Source organism: Lactonifactor longoviformis (genome assembly GCF_042848515.1).
Lineage (GTDB): Bacteria > Bacillota > Clostridia > Lachnospirales > Lachnospiraceae > Lactonifactor > Lactonifactor longoviformis.
Window position 1 is genome coordinate 1,752,149 of the sequence record NZ_AP031453.1, and the last position, 19,226, is coordinate 1,771,374.

The following is a 19,226-nucleotide window of genomic DNA, read 5'->3' on the forward strand; positions in this document are numbered from 1 at the left end:
TATGGAACTGACAAAATTACTGCGCCCTAGAAGTATTGCTGTGATTGGAGCAACGGACAAGCCCGGATTTGGGCTGTCCACCTGCAGCAATCTGCTGAAAACAAAGATAAAAGAGCATGTTTATTTCGTTCATCCCAAAAGAGAGGAAGTTCTGGGAAAAGAATGTTATAAAAGTATAGGGGAAATCCCTGAAAAAATAGACATGTGCGTGCTCATTGTGAATAAAAAAGTAGTGCCGTCAGCCCTTGAGGAGGCAGCTGAATACGGATGTAAGGCGGCGGTTGTCTACGCCAGCGGGTATGGAGAAACCGGTGACAAGGAAAGCGAAGGCCAGCTTCGGGAGCTCTGCAGAAAACTCGATATGGCGGTTATGGGGGTAAACTGTGCCGGATTCATCAACAATCTGGACGAAATCTTTGCCTTTGGAATGCTGGTGCCTGGTGAGGCGAGAAAGGGAAATGTGGCCATTATATCCCAGTCGGGAAAAATCTGCCTGAATATGATGCAGATTACCTATATGAATTTTTCCTATCTTATCTCCAGCGGGAACAGCACTTGTATCCGCATTGAGGATTATCTGGAGTTCCTCATAAAAGATGAAGATACCAAAGTGATCGGCCTTTATATGGAAGGAATTAAAGATCCTGTAAAATTCAAAGAGGTTCTGAAGCAGGCAGCTCTGGCCAGAAAGCCGGTGGTTATCCTGAAGGTAGGAAAAACCTCAAAGGGGAGTGCTCTGGCGGCTTCTCATACAGGCAGTCTCGCAGGGTCAGACAAAGCGTTTGATGCAATTGTTAAAAAATTCGGTGTAATTCGTGTGGATGATATTGAGGAATTGGTACAGATGTGCCATATGCTCAGTGTACTGCCTATGATTCCGGAGAATACAGGACTTTCGGCCATGTGTCTTTCAGGGGGAGAGACTGGAGTGTGCGCAGATACAGGAACTCTGCTGGGGCTGGAATATCCTGAATTTGCTCCTGAGACAATGGAGAAGCTAAGAGAGCTTCTGCCGGATTATGCCACACCGGCCAACCCTCTGGACATGTCTGCCACCCTGGCCCATGACGGAGAAAAGTATGCGGCAGTCATTCAGGCCATTATGGAAGATCCCTCGATAGGGATGGTATTGTGCGGCCAGACGATTCTCCCGGAGCACGGTCCGAAAGACGTGATTCAGCCCATGTCAGACGGCATGGTGATTGCAGCCGGCAAAAAGAAGAAACCTGTTGCGGTTATGAGTTTCTTTAACTCATCCAGGGATAAGATGGTACGTGAAAAGCTGGAAGCAGCAGGAGTTCCTATCCTGCCAGCCACAGGCTGCGGCTTCAAGCTTCTGAAATATCTCATGGATTTTGTGAAATATAAACCGGAAGAACATATTTTAGATTTGGCAATACTGGAGAATCAGAAGAAAGAAAAAGTCAGGACAGCGTTAAGCGAACATGACAGCAAATGCGAACTGGCAGCGGCAGGGGTACCTGTCCCTCCGGAAGCTATTGTAAGCTCAAAGGAGGAACTAAGAGACTTTGCCCCAGGCATTTCTTATCCGGCTGTGGCTAAAATTGCATCTCCGGATATTCTGCATAAAAGTGATGTGGGGGGAGTGAAGCTGAATATCCAAAATGCCGGGGAGCTGGAGACTGCTTACCAGGAGATTATGGAAAGTGTAAAGGAGAAATGTCCGGACGCCAGAATCGACGGTGTATTGGTTCAGTCCATGCTTCCCCAGGGAGTGGAGATGATCATCGGGGTAAATGCGGATCCCCAGTTCGGACCAATGATTCTGTGCGGGCTCGGGGGCGTCTTTGTGGAGGTTTTTAAAGATGTAAGTCTTTATCCTGCGCCTCTGAATGAACAGGAAGCCAGAAGCATGATAGAATCTCTGAAAGGCTATAAGCTGTTGAACGGATACCGGGGCAGTAAAAAATGTGATGTGGATGCTCTGGCAAAATTTATTGTTAAGATTTCCGAATATGCGGTTGCCCAGAAGGAATCCTTAAAGGAACTGGATATCAACCCACTGTTTGTGTACCCCGAAGGAGAAGGGGTTGCACTTGCGGATGCTTTGGTTATTAAAGAGCAATAGTACAAGAACCCAAGGAGGTATGTAGATGGGAAATACGAATAAGCAACACAAATGGATTGCATTTTTTGTGGTTACTATATCAGCGGGTCTGATTTACCGTGTCCCATATTTGAAAACCGTGTTTTACGATGCGTTGGTGGAAGAATTTAAGCTGACCAACACACAAGTAGGAACTATCATGAGTGTTTACTCAATTACGAAAATGATTATCTATATCCCCGGAGGTATTCTTGCAGATCGTTTTGACAACCGCAAGATGCTGGTTGGATCCAACCTGATGCTGGCGGCGCTGACCTTCTGGTATGCGACGATTCCATCTCTGACAGGACTTATGGCAATCCAGTTTTTACTTGCATTTTCGAATGTAGTATTTTGGGTATCAGCAGTAAAGGCCATCCGTATTCTTGCGGATGACAATGAGCAGGGTTCTATCTTTGGCTATAGTGAGGGAATCCGCGCCGCGGCAGGCGTTCTGATTAATTTTGCAGCTCTGGCAGTGTTTAATCACTTTGTCACAACGGCTCAGCCTCTTCGTTACGTTTTGCTGTTCTACGGTATTGTTTACACTTTACTGACCATCGCTATGTGGCTCCTTCTTCCAAAAAAGAGCAAAGAAGAAGCACGCACATCTGCAACCTTTGCCGACTATGTCAAAGTGTTAAAGATCCCGGGGATCTGGATTGTGGCTCTCCTTGTAATGTGTGCTTACAGCGCCCAGGTTGCATCAGAATATACAACTACATACCTGACAACTATATTCGGAATGACCACCGTTACAGCCGGGATCGTGGCTACCATCCGAAGCTACGGAATTGGTATATTCAGCGCGCCTATTATGGGTAAAATCGCAGACAAAACCAGCTCTTATTCTAAAATGGTTATGGGATTATTTGTAGTAGAGATTGTTTTTGCAGCACTCCTCCTGGTTATTCCGGGAAAATCAAGTATGCTGATACCTGCCATTGTGACAGTGATCGCATTTGCAACGGTTATGTATGCAATCCGTGGAATTTACTTTGCAACTATGGGGGAGGCCGGGGTTCCAAAAGAATTTACCGGAACTGCAACGGGTATTATCTGTGCCATCGGTTTCCTGCCGGACGCATATATGAATCTGATACTCGGCAAACTGATTGACAGCAATCCGGGAGCTGCAGGATTTAAGTTCGTATTCGGAGCGATTATCCTCTTCGCTGTGTTGGGTATTGTATTTGCACTTATTATAAACCGGATGGGAAAGAAGAACATAAAAGCATAAATCCGTACTGAAATACGCAAACGAAATATTCTTACAAAAGGTCAGGTGATACAATTTATGGTTCTTGTACTTACGGTATTAATAATCTATTTTGCAGCCACTGCTGCCATCAGTATTGTACTGCAGAAAAAATCAAAAAATCTGGAGGGTTACTATCTTGGACAGAGGAATCTTCCATGGCCTGTGATTATGCTGACCTTTGCGGCTACCTGGATTGGTGCGTCTTCTACCCTGGGAAAATCAGGTCTGGCATATGAGATTGGAATCTCTGCGATTCTGCCTACATTTGCGACGGTAATTGCTTTTGCGGTATTCTGTCTGTTTGCCGGGCGCATTCAGAAAATAGGGCAGAAGTATCATATTCTGTCCATACCGGATCTGATTACCAAAAGATTTGGCCGCCTGCCAGCCCTGATAGCCTCAGCCATTATTGGCTGGACGGTTATCGGGACCGCAGGAACCCAGATGGTTGCCTCTTCAAAAATCCTTCAGATGGTTATGGCAGATGACTGGGAGATATCCTATCAGACAGCTCTTATCGTCACCACTGTAATTGTTATCGCCTACACTACCCTGTCCGGATTTTACGGGGTTGCCTATACAGATACCCTTCAGGGAATACTGCTCATCGTAGTCATCGGGGTAATTCTGCCGGCAGCAGCATTGAGTAAAGTAGGAGGGCTGACCAATCTGGCGGCCAGCCTTCCGGAACATTATTTCGAATTGAAATTTGACAAATCCATTGCATCCTATACGGTTGTATATTTGCTATATTTTTTGGCTGGACCTCCCTATTGGCAGCGTTCCTTTGCTTCCTCATCTTCTAAGGTGGCCAGCAAGGGAGCGATTGGAGGTAATGTAATCATCCTGTTCTACAGCTTTGCTGTGACCATTATAGGTGTGTGTGCATTGATTCTCTATCCGTCCTTTCCAAAAGGAATCTCCCATGAAATGCTGATTCCCCTGATGGTAAAAGAATCTTTTCCGCCTATTCTGTACGCTTTGGTGATTACATCCCTGATTGCCATTGTAATGTCTACCATTGACAGTTATCTGCTTCTGGCTTCCCAGACGCTGTGCACCGACTTGCTTCTGGCAATCCATCCGGGAGTAAAACAGGAGACCCAGCTGAAGCTGTCCAGATATTCGGTGGTTGTAATAGGACTTCTTGCCCTGGTATTTGCTTTGAGAATGGAGAATATTCTGGAGTCACTGGTTTTATCAATGTCTTACTTCGCCTCAGCCATAGCAATCCCTGCCATGGCAGCACTCTTGTCCAAACGGGCAAAGAAGCTTGGAATTACCATGGGGATGATCGGCGGATTTTTATCGTCGGTACTGTGGAAATCTGTACTGGGTAATCCCTTCGGGGTTCCGGAAGTAATTGTGGGGAGCCTTATGTCGCTGGCATTGCTGATTGTTGGATCCGCAGTGGATCGGCGGGAGACAATATTCCTGGAATAGCTAAAGACATGCGACCTTTAAAAACTCCTCCATTGCCCTGGTTACATACCGGCTCTGCTTATGATAAAAGTAAACATTCCTCACAGTCTCAGGATCCTGTAGCTTATAAAATATAATATTCTCGTCGGGCCTGCTGTGCCGGATCAGGGTATCGCTTACGAAGGCTATCCCCATTCCATAACAGGCAACATTGTATGCCGACAGCTGCTGGTCCAGCTTTAGTATTACTCTTGGACGGAAGCCGTGGCTGCTGCAGATTTTATCGGCCCGTTCCCGGGTATCGTTGCCTGAGCGCAGAAGGATGAAGGGGTCCTCCCGGAATGCTTCCAGGGGGACGCAGGGGGTTGACTCCAGATGGTGTTTTTCGGACACAATGTCTTCTTTGGAGAGCCTGCAGTTTATGAAAGATTTGTTGGATGCAAAATGTCTGGGGACCGCCAGAAGAAGCTGTTCTCTGCACAGGAAGTGACGGGTGTAGATGGATTCATGAAAAGCATAATTGTCAATGACAAGATCCAGTGCCCCAGATATCAGCTGCTGTTCTAACTGGGAGGTGTTGGCCTCAATGAGACTGATTTGAATGAAAGGATACTTCTGCATGTATCTGGAGACTATGGGAGGGAGCACAAAAGAGGTGAAAAAATTACTGCCTCCGATGGAAAGTCTGCCGGTTTTCAATTCATTCATATGATTCAGGTAGTTTTCAAAACCGTTTTCTATATCCAAGATCTTCTCCATGCATTTTACATATTCTTTCCCGCAGTCTGTAAGCTGAATAGGATTGGTGCTTCGGTCAAATAGGGGGGTGCCCACGCGCTCCTCTATTTTTTTAATTGTTGCACTCAGAGATGGCTGGGAGATGTACAGATTGGCAGCTGCCTTGGAAAAGCTTTTTTCCTTATAAACTTCGTATACGTATTCCATTCCTTTGAACATAGCAACCCTCATATAACTTTTAATTTATAATAGTACAGCAGATATAATATTCTGTCTCCAGTATAAAAGAGAAGTTAAAAAGGTGCAACAAAAATTGTATTGAAAAAGATGATTGTCAATGAATCCTATGTAATGGTATAATATAGGTTACTTGGGAGAAGTCAGTTTGGGGAACAAAGGAAGCAATTACTATCCATAGGAACGATTGGAGAGGAGAAGGAACATGACAGAATTTCAATATAAAATCAGTGATGAATTGGGATTCCATGCAAGGCCGGTAGGTCTTTTGGTTGAATTAGTAAAAGGAATGGATACGGCTGTCACCATTACAAAGGATGGGAATACAGTAAGCGCCGACCAATTGGTGGCTCTGATGACATTAAATGTGAAAAAGGGTGATGTGATAACCATAACACTGGAAGACGACTGTGATGAGGCTGAACTGGAGAAGGTGAAGAAATTTGTAGAGCAGACCTTCTAATTCAGCGCTGCAAAGCATGCGGGCCATTTTCCCGGGAGAAGATGGCCTCTTTTTAATGCTCATTTTGGTGTTTTTCCAAAAAAAGCTTCATATTCCATATGGTTTGACTGTCAATAAAGTGTTCTACCTTTTCAACCTGCTCCAATTCGCAGGAGGAATGGTTAAGATAGCAGAAGAAGCGGTGAAGAATCTCATGGCGGAAGAGAAGATACCCGCCAAGACTGGCGCCTTTTTCTGTCAGGGATATGATGCCGTACTTCTCAAAGCTCACAAGCTCCTGGCGTGCCAGATTCGTTACCATTCTGGAGGCAGAGGAAGGCTTGACATTCAGGGCCTCAGCCAGGGCTGTGATCCTTAAGTCCCTTTTTTCCTGATGCATACGGTAAATCATTTCCAGATAATCCTCCATTGCCGAAGTAATCTGGCTTTTTTCCATACGTGCATACCCTTTCAGCGTAAAGAAATCATTTGACTTGTCCATGATGTGCCTCCCTGTAACAAAAATGTAGGTAGAAACATATATTAGGATATGGAAACATTGTTGCATAATACTAAATGTATGTGAAAGGGGACGAATGTATGACAGGGTTAAAGCCATTAGATAGGATGGAACGTGGAGAGACAGGTATTGTCTGTGAGATGCACTCAGAGGACAGATTACGCAGGAGGCTTCAGGATATGGGGCTGATTCAGGGAACCTGTGTGGAGTGTGTGGGAATCAGTCCTCTGGGGGATCCGGCCGCTTATCTGGTGAGAGGTGCAGTGATTGCCCTTAGAAAAGAAGATTCCAACTGTGTACTGGTAAGAAGCTATGAGTGCTGAGAACAGATGGAAGATTGGGCTTGCGGGAAATCCGAATGTAGGGAAAAGTACCGTGTTTAACCAGCTTACCGGATTAAAACAGCACACAGGAAACTGGCCTGGAAAAACAGTGGTGAATGCAAGAGGAACATTTTCGTTGAACGGGGGAGAAGGGCTGCTTGTGGATATTCCAGGTTGTTATTCTCTTATGGCCCATTCCCAGGAAGAGGAGGTTGCCAGGGACTTTATCTGTTTTGAGGAGCCGGATGGAGTTGTGGTAGTGTGCGATGCTACCTGCCTGGAGCGAAACCTGAACCTGGTTCTGCAGATTACCGAGATATGTCCCAGAGTGATGGTCTGTGTCAATCTAATGGATGAGGCCGGGAAAAAGGGGATCACCATTAACTTTTCCCTTTTGGAGGAGCTTTTGGAGGTTCCGGTCGTACCGGTAACAGCCAGATCCAACAAAGGCCTTTCGCATATGGTTGAACTGCTTGGCAAAATGCTGACAGAAGAGGAACAGGAGCGGACAGTCCTGAGATACCCGGAGTATGTGGAAAAGTGCGTGGAAAAGCTGGAAACGGCGGCATGTGGGTTGATAACAGGTTCGGACAAAGAAAACGGTGTGGATATCTGCTCCCTGAAGCGAAAGAGAAGGTGGCTTTGTGCCAGACTGCTGGATGGGGACGAAAGTTTAATGGATTCTGTGAAGAAGTATTTCTGCCTCTCCGGGGAGGAGGAAGAAGTATTCTCCCGAGCCCGGGAAGAATGCCTGGGAGAACTGGAAGAACAGGGGATTACTGTAAAACAGCTGCAGGATGATATGGCGGCAGTGTTTGTACGGAAGGCAGAAGAGATTGCAGGAAAAACGGTCCGGTACAGCGGTTCCTCGTATGCAGGGAGAGACCGGAAGCTGGATTGGCTATTTACCAGCAAGGCAACCGGATTTCCAATTATGTTTTTGGTACTTTTGGGGATTTTCTGGCTTACCATTTCCGGCGCTAATTATCCCTCCCGTCTTCTCAGCACAGGGTTTACGGAAGCAGGAGAGAAGCTTTTGCATCTGCTTGAGCATGCCGGTGCGCCTTCGCTTCTGTCGGGTATACTTGTGCAGGGAGTGTACCAGGTAGTTACCTGGGTCATATCAGTGATGCTGCCCCCCATGGCAATTTTCTTTCCGCTTTTTACACTGATGGAGGATTTTGGATATCTTCCCCGGGTCGCCTTTAATCTGGATCGGTGCTTTAAGAAATGCTGTGCGTGCGGAAAGCAGGCCCTGACAATGTGTATGGGTTTTGGGTGCAATGCCGCAGGAGTCGTGGGGTGCAGAATTATCGATTCGCCCAGGGAACGTCTGATCGCGATTTTGACAAATAATTTCGTACCGTGTAACGGAAGACTGCCTGTGATGATTGCTATTATCTCCATGTTTTTTGTGGGGGGAAGCTACGGGATTGGAAGCTCTTTTCTGTCCGCATGTCTGCTTGCCGGGATGATTCTGCTGGGGATCTTTATGACGCTGCTGGTTTCCAGACTCTTATCAAAAACCATATTAAAAGGAATTCCGTCTTCTTTTGCGCTGGAGCTGCCTCCTTACCGGAGACCACAGATTGGAAAGGTTATCGTCCGTTCTATATTTGATAAAACGCTGTTTGTGCTGGGGAGGGCAGTCCTTTTTGCTGCACCCGCAGGAGTTCTGATTTGGGTATTGGCGAATGCAGAGGTGTCCGGACAGTCTCTGTTGTACTACTGTACGGATTTTCTGGATCCCTTTGGGAAGATGCTGGGGATGGACGGGGTAATCCTGATGGCATTTATTCTGGGGCTTCCGGCTAATGAAATTGTAATGCCTATTATTATAATGACCTATCTGGCACAGGGGACCCTCGTTGATATGGAAGATCTGACCGTTCTGAAAAGTCTGCTGACAGAGCATGGATGGACCTGGATAACCGCTGTCAGTACCATGCTTTTTTCTCTGCTCCACTGGCCCTGTTCTACTACCTGCATGACAATATATAAAGAAACAAAAAGTCTGCGGTGGACCGGGGCTGCTATCCTGATACCTGCGGCGGCAGGGATCCTGGTGTGCTTTTTGTTTACGCAGTTTGCGGGTCTGACAGGAGTGTAATCCGACGCTTTTCTATCTCTAGTATGCCTTCCTCTTTCATTTTTTTGATTTCTCTTACCATGGCACTTCGGTTTACAGACAAAAAATCTGCAAAGTCTATCATGGAAAAGGGGAGGGTAAAAGCAGTGCTCTGGTATTTGGCGGACTGCTGGCGGAAAAAGCACAGAAGCTTTCCCCGGATAGAACGCTGGCTCAGAACTTCGATCCGTTCACTGAGGAGACGTGATTTTTCCGATAACAGGCGGAGCATATTCCGTATCAGTTGTGTATGGCAGGGGCATACTTTTGCACAGTTTTGAATCAGGTGGTCATAATCAAGAAAGAGAATCCGGCAGTCTTTCTGACAGAGAGCAGTAATGCAGGCATATTCCGGGAGATAAAAAGCAAGAGCTTCCCCGAAGATATCTCCGGGAGCCAATTCTTCCAGAATTGTCCGGCTTCCGCTGTATTCATAGCGGACCACAGAGACTTTTCCCTGAAGAATGATTCCCACAGACTGCCGGCTCCCTCCATAGGTGTAAATTATGTCCCCTGAGTGAAAGGCGGCCGTATAGGACTTCATACAGGCGAACATTTTTTTGCAGTCCGGATCGGATATGTTTTGAAAAAGTGCTGTTGCTGTGGTATTCATGAAGGAACCTCCTAGTTTATAAAGTTTTTATTATTATAGAGGATGTATGTTGCAAATGCAACAGAAATTCAAGAAAATATTTGCTATAGTATAAAAGCAGTAAAAAATACGAAAAATATTACAAGATTCTTAGGAGGTTAAGACATATGAAAAAATATATTTGTGAACCCTGCGGCTATGAATATGATCCGGAGGTAGGAGATCCGGACGGCGGAATTGAGCCGGGAACCCCTTTTGAAGATCTGCCGGAGGATTGGATTTGTCCGGTGTGCGGATTGGGAAAAGATGTATTTATAGAAGCATAGCAGACAACCGTGTGTCCGGGGCGTATGTCTCCGGGCACATTTTTTATTCCGGACTTTATGAAACGGCAGAAATAGTGTATAATATGGGGTAGAATTGTTTAAAAGTACGAATCAGAGGAGGCCATACATTATGAATGTAGTAGAAGTAAAAAAGGATATATATTCAGTGGGAGCGGTGGACTGGAATGTGAGAAGCTTCCACGGATACTCCACCAACAGCGGAGCCACATATAATGCCTATTTAATAATGGATGAAAAGATTACGCTGATTGATACCGTAAAAGCGCCGTTTGCAAAAGAGCTGCTGGACAGGATCCGTGAGATTGTGGAACCAGAAAAAATTGATTACATAATATCCAATCATGTTGAGATGGATCACTCGGGTGCGCTTCCCCAGGTAGTAAAGGCAGCGCCCAATGCTACTGTGATTACCTCAGACCCTAACGGAATGAAGGGATTATCAGCCCACTACGGGAAAGAAATCAAATATCAGACAGTAAAAGCGGGGGATACCCTGAAGATTGGCAAAAGAACTCTGACTTTTGTTGCCACACCCATGCTTCACTGGCCGGATAATATGGTAACCTATTGCCCGGAGGATAAGATTTTGTTTTCGAATGATGCCTTCGGACAGCACTATGCATCCAATATGCGGTTCGACACACAGGTGAACCTGGATGATGTATACAGAGAGGCTAAAAAATATTACGCGAATATCCTTATGCCTTACGGTGCCCAGGCAAGGAAAGCGCTGGAGATTGTAAAAGGACTGGATATGGAAGTAATTGCACCCAGCCATGGCGTTATCTGGACAGAGCATATCGGAGACATTCTGGAAAAATATGAAGAATTTGCCGGAGGCGGAACAAAGAAGAAGGCCTGTATTGTCTATGATTCTATGTGGCACTCCACAGAAAAGATGGCCTTTGCTGTCGTGGAAGGATTCTCAAAGGCTGGAGTGGGGGCTCATCTGTATGATCTCAAAGATAATCATATCTCCGATATTATGACGGATCTTCTGGACGCAGAATACATAGCCGTTGGTTCCCCTACGCTGAATAGTCAGATGATGCCCACAGTAGCAGGTTTCCTGTGCTATATGAAAGGCCTGGCCCCGAAAAAAAGGAAAGCAATTGCTTTTGGATCTTACGGCTGGGGCGGACAGAGCATTAAGCAGGTATACGAAGCGCTGGAGGGAATGGGCTGCCAGATGCTCCTGGACCCTATCCGGCAGATGTATATTCCTACGGATGAGGATTTGAAACAGGTGGAAGAGACTGTTGCTTCTATTATTATAGAGTAACAGAAGCAACAGAAAAGAATAAAAGAGCAGGTAAAATAATCATCGCAGCGGATAAGATATGCTGGCTGTCCGGAAGGATATCCCCATTCTTACAATACATTGATCGCTGCGGTGATTGCCATGCTGCAAATCCCTTTTGCAGGAGCATAAACAGCAGCACACGTGGCTGAAACTAACATTACAATTATCCGCTTGAACTATCTAAAGGGAGTATTCTATTTCTTTTTTCCTATTAATATTAAAAAATTCACTAAAAACATAAGCAATAAAAAAGCTCCTGCAACTCCCTGAAACGGGTATATATATTTAACCATATTACCAAACCCGATTAGACTAAAGAAATACCCTACTATTGTGAGGAGCGAAATTCTTAAAATATTTTTCTTATTTTCTCCATCTGCCTGGACACCGTAAAGACAGTTTGTTGCACTACAGTAAATTGCAATAATCATAATGAAGGCATAAATATACCTAATGCCATAATGAATTTCTCCTGCAAGATAAATCATCGGCAAATCACTTGTTTCTGCAATTATCGAATTATTGCATACGATTTTCCAGAAAGCTAATGCAAATCCCCCCACAAATAAACTTCCTATAATTCCTCCCTTTTGTTTTACCTTCCATTTTTTTTCCTCAATTCCCAGTGTACCAAGTACTGGAATGGCCGCTATCAAATTATAAAATAAATACAAAAGTGCTGAAACAAACCACGGATATCTTGGCTCTAAAATAATTGGTTCTGCAGCAGTCCGAATATTTTTAAATAAAACACCCCCTCCAATGAATACTGTCACCATAAGCATGAATGGCACTATCTTTTTAAAAATAGTCAAAATCCCATGAATATCTGTGTATACTGTTATGCCAATTAAGAGTGCAAGAACCAGACCACCCCAATATTTATTAATTCCAAATTGTTCTTTTAAGACAGAGGTACCCGCAGATAACATTGCAGTAAACGAAATGAAAAGGCTTATTCTTAAAATCCAGCCAATCATTTTTTTTAATTTGCTTCCGCCTAATGGGCACAAAATCTCATCACTGGAAAATTTTCCTATTCTTTCGGCCATTTTCATAATCATTAATGAAAGGATGATAAGAAAAGCTATTACAACTACAATTCCGTAAACTCCCTGAGTTCCATATCTACCAAAAAAATTGTATATTTCTTTTCCTGAAACAAACCCTGCACCCATCAATGCAGAAACAAAAAGCATTGCTATTTCAAAAGCTGTCATTTTCTCAGCACTCTTCCTGCTAATTTTCCATTATATTTTCCGTCCTCTACTACAATTTCTCCATTAATTAATACAGTATTAACCCCCGATGCAAACTGCTTCGGATTCTGCAGGCTGGCTCTGTCCTCTAATTTTTCTAATTCAATAATATTTAGATCTGCATCCATTCCTTCTTTAATAATGCCTTTATTTGTTAATCCCAGTCTGGATGCGGGCAGCGAAGTCATTTTTCTGATTCCCTCTTCCATCTCTACCACCTTATTATCTATACAATATTTTTTCAGGAATCTGATAAAGGTACCATATGTTCTGGGATGACATAATGCGCCATCTGCCGGCTGATTTGAATCCGATCCAACCATTACAAACGGCTGCTTCATAATATATTCAATATCCTCCTCACACATTAATTCAAGACATCCTGTATCCATTCCGTGATTCTCATAAATAATATAAAGCATTGCTTCTGCAGGACGTACTTGCATTGCCTCCGAAATTTCTTTCAAATTCTTTCCAACTATCTCGGGTGTATATGGGGCATAAACCATCGTAATTCCTTCAGGAGAACAATCCTTAAGATATGGATTTGACCAGCCGCGATCCTTTTCCAGCTGATACAGAATTTTCTCTCTGGTATCCTTATCCTCTAATCTTTTAAATAGCTGTTCTACACCTCCAGCTTGTGCCCAATCTGGTAATAGTCCCCTTAATGAGGTAGATCCAAAAGTATATGGATACTGATCCCCTGTGATATCCATCCTTTTGTCTCTGGCATCCTGTATTTTTTTCATATACGCAGGACTGTTTTTCCAGTTTCCTGTTCCCATACATTTCATATGATGGATATGTCCAGGTACCCCGGCTTTTTCTGCAATCCGAAGAGTCTCGTCGACCGCTTCCATCAGTCTTTCTGACTCATCGCGCATATGTGCCACATAAATTCCCCCACAATTTTTCATTACAGAAGCCAATTCCGTCAATTCCTCTTCATCTGCATAAGAACCAGGGGCATAAAACAATCCTACTGACATTCCAAACGCACCTTCAGATAATGCCTGTGTAAGCCGTTCCTTCATTCTGTCCATTTCTGCCGCCGATGGCTTACGGTTCTCAAATCCCATTGCATCAATTCTCAATGTTCCGTGCCCAACCAACATGGCAAAATTAGTTCCCACACCTAGTTTCTCAACAGCTTTTAAATAATTTCCGACAGAATCCCACTGATAGTTTAATTCTGCACCGGATTTCATAAATGATATATATGTATCAAGTAACGATGCATTTTCCTTACAAATCGGGGCAACGCTATATCCGCAGGCACCTACAAGTAATGTTGTTACTCCCTGCATCAGCTTTTCTTCCATAGTATTTGAAACAAACGGACCACAATCATAGTGTGCATGTACATCAATAAATCCCGGTGTGATAATTTGATTCTGTGCATCTATAATTCGTTCAGCAGGGAGATTATCCCCGTTTCCAATAAATACAATATATCCATTTTCAACACCTATATCTGCTCTATACCCTTGACTTCCGGTACCATCCACTATTATTCCATTTTTTATCAGATATTCCATACTATTTTGTCACTCCTTCTTTTTAATATTGTCTACCAGCTTTTTCTGCTCCTCTGTTGCTTCTTTTCCAACAAATGCAAGAACGACATATACAATAACCGCCACCGGAATTCCTACCAGTGCAATATGAATACCAAACGGCTGACCTAAGATTTGCCAAATGATAATGGATGCTCCTCCAAATACAATTGACCAAAATCCTGCTGATGCACCCGGGCGTTTCCAAAACAGACCTACAATCATCGGAACAGCCACTGCAGAACCAAGTGTATAAACAATTAGGAGCAGGGAAATAATTGACGGAGCAAATTTGGCAATAATATAGCTAAGTGCTGCACCTAAAATAATAAATACTTTTGACACCACAATCAATTTTTTATCATCTGCATCTTTTTTGAAAATCCCATAATAAAAATCCTGTGTAAAACACATAGACGCACTTAATAACGATGAATTAGCGCTTGTCAATACTGCTGAAATAATTGCTGCCGCATATAGTAATGCCAATCCTGCCGGCATAAACTGATCAAGAAGGGTTCCTATTACCTGATCTCCCGCAATATCACCCTGAAGTAATGATATTCCGCTTAACCCAATCATTGGGACACAAATTCCGAACCCAATTGTTAGTAAAATTGTATAAAGTAGAATTCCCTTTTGAGACTCTTTTGCTGTCTTTCCACTATTAATTCTCTGAATATAACCAGATTGATTTGCAATATGAAATCCAAAATTAGAAATAACAATTCCCAGCATCATGAGCCCTGCTAAAGATGAAGTATCAAAAGGATTTGCTTTAGCCCCGGCTGATGCAATTACCTGCCCAAAGCCTCCGGCTTTTGAGCCTAAAACTAAAGTTCCTAAAATCAATCCAATAAAAATAACACATCCTTGAATCGCATCTGTAATTGCAACACCTTTAAATCCTCCTAGCATTGCAGTCAATGCAAATAAAACAGCTGCTATCACCATTGAAATTTCTTTATTCATTCCGATAAATGATGATGTCATTGCCGCAAATGCACTGATCATACTGGCAGTAATCAAAAATTCCCAAATCATAATTAAAAACGCACCTACACGTTTTGTATTTTCTCCATATCGTGCCATCAATATATCTCCAATAGACATTACCTGAATCCTATATATTCTCGGAGAAATAAAAATATAAATAATACCTACTACCGAACAGATAACCGGTGTCCAAATCCAAATCATACCATTGGAGTAAAAATTACCTACATAAGCAACCATTGTTCCGCCGCCAACAAAACTGGAAAAAATGGTGCCTCCAATAATATACCAAGGCAGCTTTCCTCCTCCAACTGCGAAATCTCTATACGTTTTTGTGTTCCTGCCGCTTAAAATTACAATGACAACTATAATTGCCATGTAGATCATCACAACCGTCATCTTTAGTACACTCATCTTTCTTCCTCCTTTTTGATATCAATTAGTAAAATTGCTAACAATTTATGTGATTATAATATAGTATTTAATAACTTTTGTCAATGAATAATATAATACAAATTTCCTTTATTCTTTTGTTTAAAATTGCTAACAATTTTATTTTTTGCCACCAATATGTTGTCATTTTTCATGGGCTATGGTAAATTAATTTAATAATATACGATTTTCTTATGGGAAGGATAATGATATGAATAAAGAAAAAAATGATATGGTTCAAAAAATTTATCACGAATTAAAGTACAAAATACTGACCCGTGAATTTACTGCTGGCGACAGATTAATCGAAACTCAACTTGCCTCTGAATATCAGGCCAGCCGTCTTCACGTTAAAGAAGCTCTCCGACTTCTGGAATCCGAACATCTGGCTGAACATATTCCTATGCGAGGCGTCCTTGTTATTGGAATTACAAACGATACAATAAAAGAAATAGCTGAACTTAGACAAGCATTGGAAGTACTGGTCATTAAAACTATTATGCCCCTTATTACCGACGACTTTCTTCAGGATTTAGAACGTACTTATAAACGTTTTGAAGCATTTGTACGCATGGAATTAATTGATGATTGTCTAAATGAGGCACATTTATTTTATGAAAAGATATATAATTTATGTCCATATAAGCGGGTAATAGCTATCCTTCAAACCTATGGCGACTATATTGATCTGATTATGAAGTTAACAATAGTTACAAAAGAAGCGCAACTAGAAGGAATTGAAAATCTACATGGAATATTAGTTGCTCTAAAGGCACATGATCTCGACGAAGCAATCCATCAATTAAGTCTTCGTCACAAATATCTATCTTTAAAATTAAGTTAACTTTTTAATTACAACTTTCGTCTTGTTTATGTTATACCGATGCACAAAAGAAGGGGCTGCAAAAAAAACAGCCCTAAAGAAAAATCGCAGAGGATGTGAGACTTCAGCTTCAACCAGCTATGCCCTGACGAAAGTCTTCCCGGCAAAGATACCGCAGTCGTTATAATATAACAAAAAGTCCTCTAACTATAGATAATGAGGCAAGAAAAGAGAAATGAGATGACAAAAGAAGAAATTCTTAAGAAATATTTTGGATATAGTGACTTTAGAGAAGGTCAGGCAGAGCTGATTGACAGCATATTAAATAAGAGAGATACGTTTGGTATATTACCAACATCATCTGGAAAATCCTTGTGTTTTCAGATTCCGGCACTGATGTTTGCGGGGATTACGCTTGTGATTTCGCCTTTAATTTCCCTGATGCGGGACCAGGTAATATCTTTAAATGATGTGGGGATTCATGCCGCTTTCCTCAATAGCTCGCTGACCCAGGGGCAATACTACAAGGCCCTTGAGAATATGAAAAGAGGGCAGTATAAAATTGTGTATGTGGCGCCGGAGCGATTACTGACGGATTCTTTTCTGCAGGCCGTGCAGGAAGTAGAGATATCTATGGTCAGTGTGGATGAGGCTCATTGTATTTCCCAATGGGGACAGGATTTCAGGCCAAGCTATCTGAAAATCATTGATTTTCTGGATTGGCTTCCAAACCGTCCCGTAGTCAGTGCCTTTACTGCAACAGCAACAAAGACAGTCAGGGATGATGTTGTATCTCTGCTGCGGCTTTCAGACCCCAATATAGTGATTACCGGATTTGACCGAAAGAATCTTTCCTTTTCAGTCAGCCATGTGAAAGACCGATATCAGTTTGCCTTAGATTATGTAAAAGAGCATATAGAAGAGTGTGGAATTATTTACTGCCTTACACGTAAAGTGGTTGAGGAAGTGACAGAAAAGCTCCAAAGGGAGGGGATCAGCGTAACAAGATATCATGCCGGATTGAGTGACGCTGAGCGTAAGCAGAATCAGGACGAGTTTATTTATGAACAAAAGCTGGTAATGGTAGCGACGAATGCTTTTGGAATGGGAATTGACAAATCTAACGTCCGCTACGTGATTCACTATAACATGCCAAAGAATATCGAGAGCTATTATCAGGAGGCCGGAAGAGCAGGGCGTGACGGCCTGCCATCAGAATGTATCTTGCTTTATGGAGGCCAGGATGTTGTAACAAATCAGTTTTTTATTGATAACCAGGGACCGGCAGATGAGATGGACAGCAGTACACTGGAGGAGATAAAAGAAAGAGAGCGGGAAAGGCTTCGTAAGATGACGTTTTATTGTTTCACAAATGACTGCCTCCGTGCTTACATTTTGAATTATTTTGGAGAGCGTGCACCGGGTTATTGTGGAAACTGCTCAAACTGCCTGACAAAATTTGAGGACGTAGATATAACAGAGATAGCGAGAAATTTGATTGGCTGCGTAAAATCAAGCCGTCAGAGATATGGTATAGTTATGATTGCGGATACTGTCCATGGAAGCAGCAATGCCAAGATGCAGAGATGCCGTATGGATGAAAATCCGTATTACGGGGCATTAAAAGAGATTCAGATTCATCGGCTGCGTCAGATTGTAAATTACCTTATTTTGAAAGATTACCTGATACTTACCAATGATGAATATCCTGTTCTGAAACTATCTGAGAAGTCAGAAGAATTGTTGATACAGGAAGAACCAATCATCATGAAAGTGGCAAAAGAGAGGGAAGAAACCAAAGAAAAGAAAGAGAAGAAAACAAGAAAGAACAAAAATATTGCAGCAGTTTTGGATGAATCGGATGAAGGACTTTTTGAGAGGCTGCGGGAACTGCGGATGAAGATTTCCAAGGAAGAGAAAGTTCCGCCTTACATCGTGTTTTCGGATAAGACTCTTATTCAAATGTGTGCGATGAAGCCAACAACGAAAGACGAAATGCTTGCTGTATCTGGCGTAGGTGAGGCGAAATACCAGAAATATGGGGAACGCTTTTTATCCTGTCTTTCGCCTGAAGGCAAAGTATGATATACTCTGTGATGGTAATAATAGGAGAATAGGCGGAAAGGGTATACGATAGCAAATGAGAATAGAACAGGAGGAAAATCATGCGAGTAGGAATGGGCTATGACGTTCATAAATTAGTAGAAGGCCGCAGACTGATCCTGGGCGGGGTGGAGATCCCCTGGGAAAAAGGCCTGTTGGGGCATTCGGATGCAGATGTGGTGGTGCATGCAATTATGGATGCTCTTCTGGGAGCTGCGGCGCTCAGAGATATCGGAAGACATTTTCCGGATACAGATCCCCAATACAAGGGTATTTCCAGCATAAAGCTGCTGAAGGAAGTGGGCGCTCTTCTGGAAAAAGAGATGTATGTAATTAATAATATAGATGCCACAATTATCGCGCAGAAGCCTAAGCTGCTGCCCTTTATCGATCAGATGGCGGCAAATGTGGCAGCCGCCCTTCATCTGGAGGAAAATCAGGTCAATATTAAGGCCACCACAGAGGAGGGACTGGGCTTTACCGGAAGCCAGGAGGGAATCTCAGCGCATGCTGTCTGCGCCCTGACTTCTGCTCTGGACTTCATGAGGGATGACAGAATGGGCGATAAGGGATGCCAGGGATGTTCGGGATGTAAAAAAGAAGGGGTATAGCAGCCCCGTAAGAACTAAGGAGA

17 protein-coding genes are annotated in these 19,226 nt (G+C 43.1%); 11 read left to right on the forward strand and 6 right to left on the reverse strand.

What is annotated here, in order from left to right; translation table 11 throughout:
- The first annotated feature begins 1 nt into the window (after position 1).
- The 3 genes from ACGHCT_RS08125 to ACGHCT_RS08135 are packed head-to-tail and all read left to right on the forward strand — an operon-like array spanning position 2 to position 4,811.
- A complete protein-coding gene (locus ACGHCT_RS08125; RefSeq protein ID WP_390439389.1) occupies positions 2-2,089 on the forward strand; it encodes an acetate--CoA ligase family protein in 2,088 nt (695 codons plus the stop codon).
- Positions 2,090-2,114: 25 nt separating this feature from the next.
- Positions 2,115-3,347, forward strand: a complete 1,233-nt coding sequence (locus ACGHCT_RS08130; RefSeq protein ID WP_072848208.1) for a nitrate/nitrite transporter — start codon at positions 2,115-2,117, stop codon at positions 3,345-3,347.
- Positions 3,348-3,404: 57 nt separating this feature from the next.
- Positions 3,405-4,811 (forward strand): sodium:solute symporter, encoded by a 1,407-nt coding sequence (locus tag ACGHCT_RS08135; RefSeq protein ID WP_072848207.1) that lies wholly within the window; start codon positions 3,405-3,407, stop codon positions 4,809-4,811.
- On the opposite strand, the gene ACGHCT_RS08140 is transcribed toward ACGHCT_RS08135, so the two are convergent.
- Entirely contained in the window at positions 4,812-5,747 is a 936-nt protein-coding gene (locus ACGHCT_RS08140; RefSeq protein WP_072848206.1) for a LysR family transcriptional regulator, read from the reverse strand.
- Between the two features lie 223 nt (positions 5,748-5,970).
- Here ACGHCT_RS08140 and ACGHCT_RS08145 point away from each other — a divergent pair, with 223 nt between their 5' ends.
- Positions 5,971-6,228 carry an HPr family phosphocarrier protein gene (locus tag ACGHCT_RS08145; RefSeq protein WP_072848205.1) on the forward strand — a complete coding sequence of 86 codons (258 nt, stop codon included), beginning with the start codon at positions 5,971-5,973 and terminating at the stop codon, positions 6,226-6,228.
- Positions 6,229-6,280: 52 nt separating this feature from the next.
- Here the strand turns inward: ACGHCT_RS08145 and ACGHCT_RS08150 are convergent, their stop codons facing one another.
- Entirely contained in the window at positions 6,281-6,709 is a 429-nt protein-coding gene (locus tag ACGHCT_RS08150) for a metal-dependent transcriptional regulator (protein WP_072848204.1), read from the reverse strand.
- Positions 6,710-6,807: 98 nt separating this feature from the next.
- Here ACGHCT_RS08150 and ACGHCT_RS08155 point away from each other — a divergent pair, with 98 nt between their 5' ends.
- Complete coding sequence (locus ACGHCT_RS08155; RefSeq protein ID WP_072848201.1) at positions 6,808-7,050, forward strand: FeoA family protein; 243 nt, start codon at positions 6,808-6,810, stop codon at positions 7,048-7,050.
- Positions 7,040-9,160, forward strand: coding sequence for a ferrous iron transport protein B (gene feoB, locus ACGHCT_RS08160; RefSeq protein ID WP_072848199.1), 2,121 nt, complete (start codon positions 7,040-7,042; stop codon positions 9,158-9,160). The genes ACGHCT_RS08155 and feoB overlap by 11 nt, the downstream gene beginning before the upstream one ends.
- Here the strand turns inward: feoB and ACGHCT_RS08165 are convergent.
- Positions 9,129-9,791: a Crp/Fnr family transcriptional regulator gene (locus ACGHCT_RS08165; protein ID WP_154256353.1), complete on the reverse strand. Its 663-nt coding sequence runs from the start codon at positions 9,789-9,791 to the stop codon at positions 9,129-9,131. The two genes, feoB and ACGHCT_RS08165, sit on opposite strands and share 32 nt — an antisense overlap.
- Positions 9,792-9,937: 146 nt before the next feature.
- On the opposite strand from ACGHCT_RS08165, the gene rd reads away from it, so the two are divergent.
- Complete coding sequence (gene rd / locus ACGHCT_RS08170; protein WP_072848195.1) at positions 9,938-10,096, forward strand: rubredoxin; 159 nt, start codon at positions 9,938-9,940, stop codon at positions 10,094-10,096.
- 130 nt (positions 10,097-10,226) lie between these two features.
- Positions 10,227-11,399, forward strand: coding sequence for an FprA family A-type flavoprotein (locus ACGHCT_RS08175; protein WP_390439393.1), 1,173 nt, complete (start codon positions 10,227-10,229; stop codon positions 11,397-11,399).
- A gap of 215 nt (positions 11,400-11,614) precedes the next feature.
- On the opposite strand, the gene ACGHCT_RS08180 is transcribed toward ACGHCT_RS08175, so the two are convergent.
- Genes ACGHCT_RS08180 through ACGHCT_RS08190 form a run of 3 tightly spaced genes read right to left on the reverse strand, consistent with a single transcriptional unit; the run spans position 11,615 to position 15,648 of the window.
- Positions 11,615-12,640, reverse strand: a complete 1,026-nt coding sequence (locus ACGHCT_RS08180) for a hypothetical protein (RefSeq protein ID WP_390439395.1) — start codon at positions 12,638-12,640, stop codon at positions 11,615-11,617.
- Entirely contained in the window at positions 12,637-14,220 is a 1,584-nt protein-coding gene (locus ACGHCT_RS08185; protein WP_390439397.1) for an amidohydrolase family protein, read from the reverse strand. Before ACGHCT_RS08185 ends, ACGHCT_RS08180 begins: the two co-directional genes overlap by 4 nt.
- Positions 14,221-14,229: 9 nt before the next feature.
- On the reverse strand, positions 14,230-15,648 hold the full coding sequence (locus ACGHCT_RS08190; RefSeq protein WP_390439399.1) for a sodium:solute symporter: 1,419 nt from the start codon (positions 15,646-15,648) through the stop codon (positions 14,230-14,232).
- Between the two features lie 229 nt (positions 15,649-15,877).
- On the opposite strand from ACGHCT_RS08190, the gene ACGHCT_RS08195 reads away from it, so the two are divergent.
- From ACGHCT_RS08195 to ispF, 3 genes are all read left to right on the forward strand, one after another.
- Complete coding sequence (locus tag ACGHCT_RS08195) at positions 15,878-16,510, forward strand: GntR family transcriptional regulator (RefSeq protein ID WP_390439401.1); 633 nt, start codon at positions 15,878-15,880, stop codon at positions 16,508-16,510.
- 219 nt (positions 16,511-16,729) lie between these two features.
- Positions 16,730-18,574 carry a DNA helicase RecQ gene (recQ, locus tag ACGHCT_RS08200; RefSeq protein ID WP_390439403.1) on the forward strand — a complete coding sequence of 615 codons (1,845 nt, stop codon included), beginning with the start codon at positions 16,730-16,732 and terminating at the stop codon, positions 18,572-18,574.
- A gap of 80 nt (positions 18,575-18,654) precedes the next feature.
- A complete protein-coding gene (gene ispF, locus ACGHCT_RS08205) occupies positions 18,655-19,203 on the forward strand; it encodes a 2-C-methyl-D-erythritol 2,4-cyclodiphosphate synthase (RefSeq protein WP_390439405.1) in 549 nt (182 codons plus the stop codon).
- Positions 19,204-19,226: the final 23 nt, after the last annotated feature.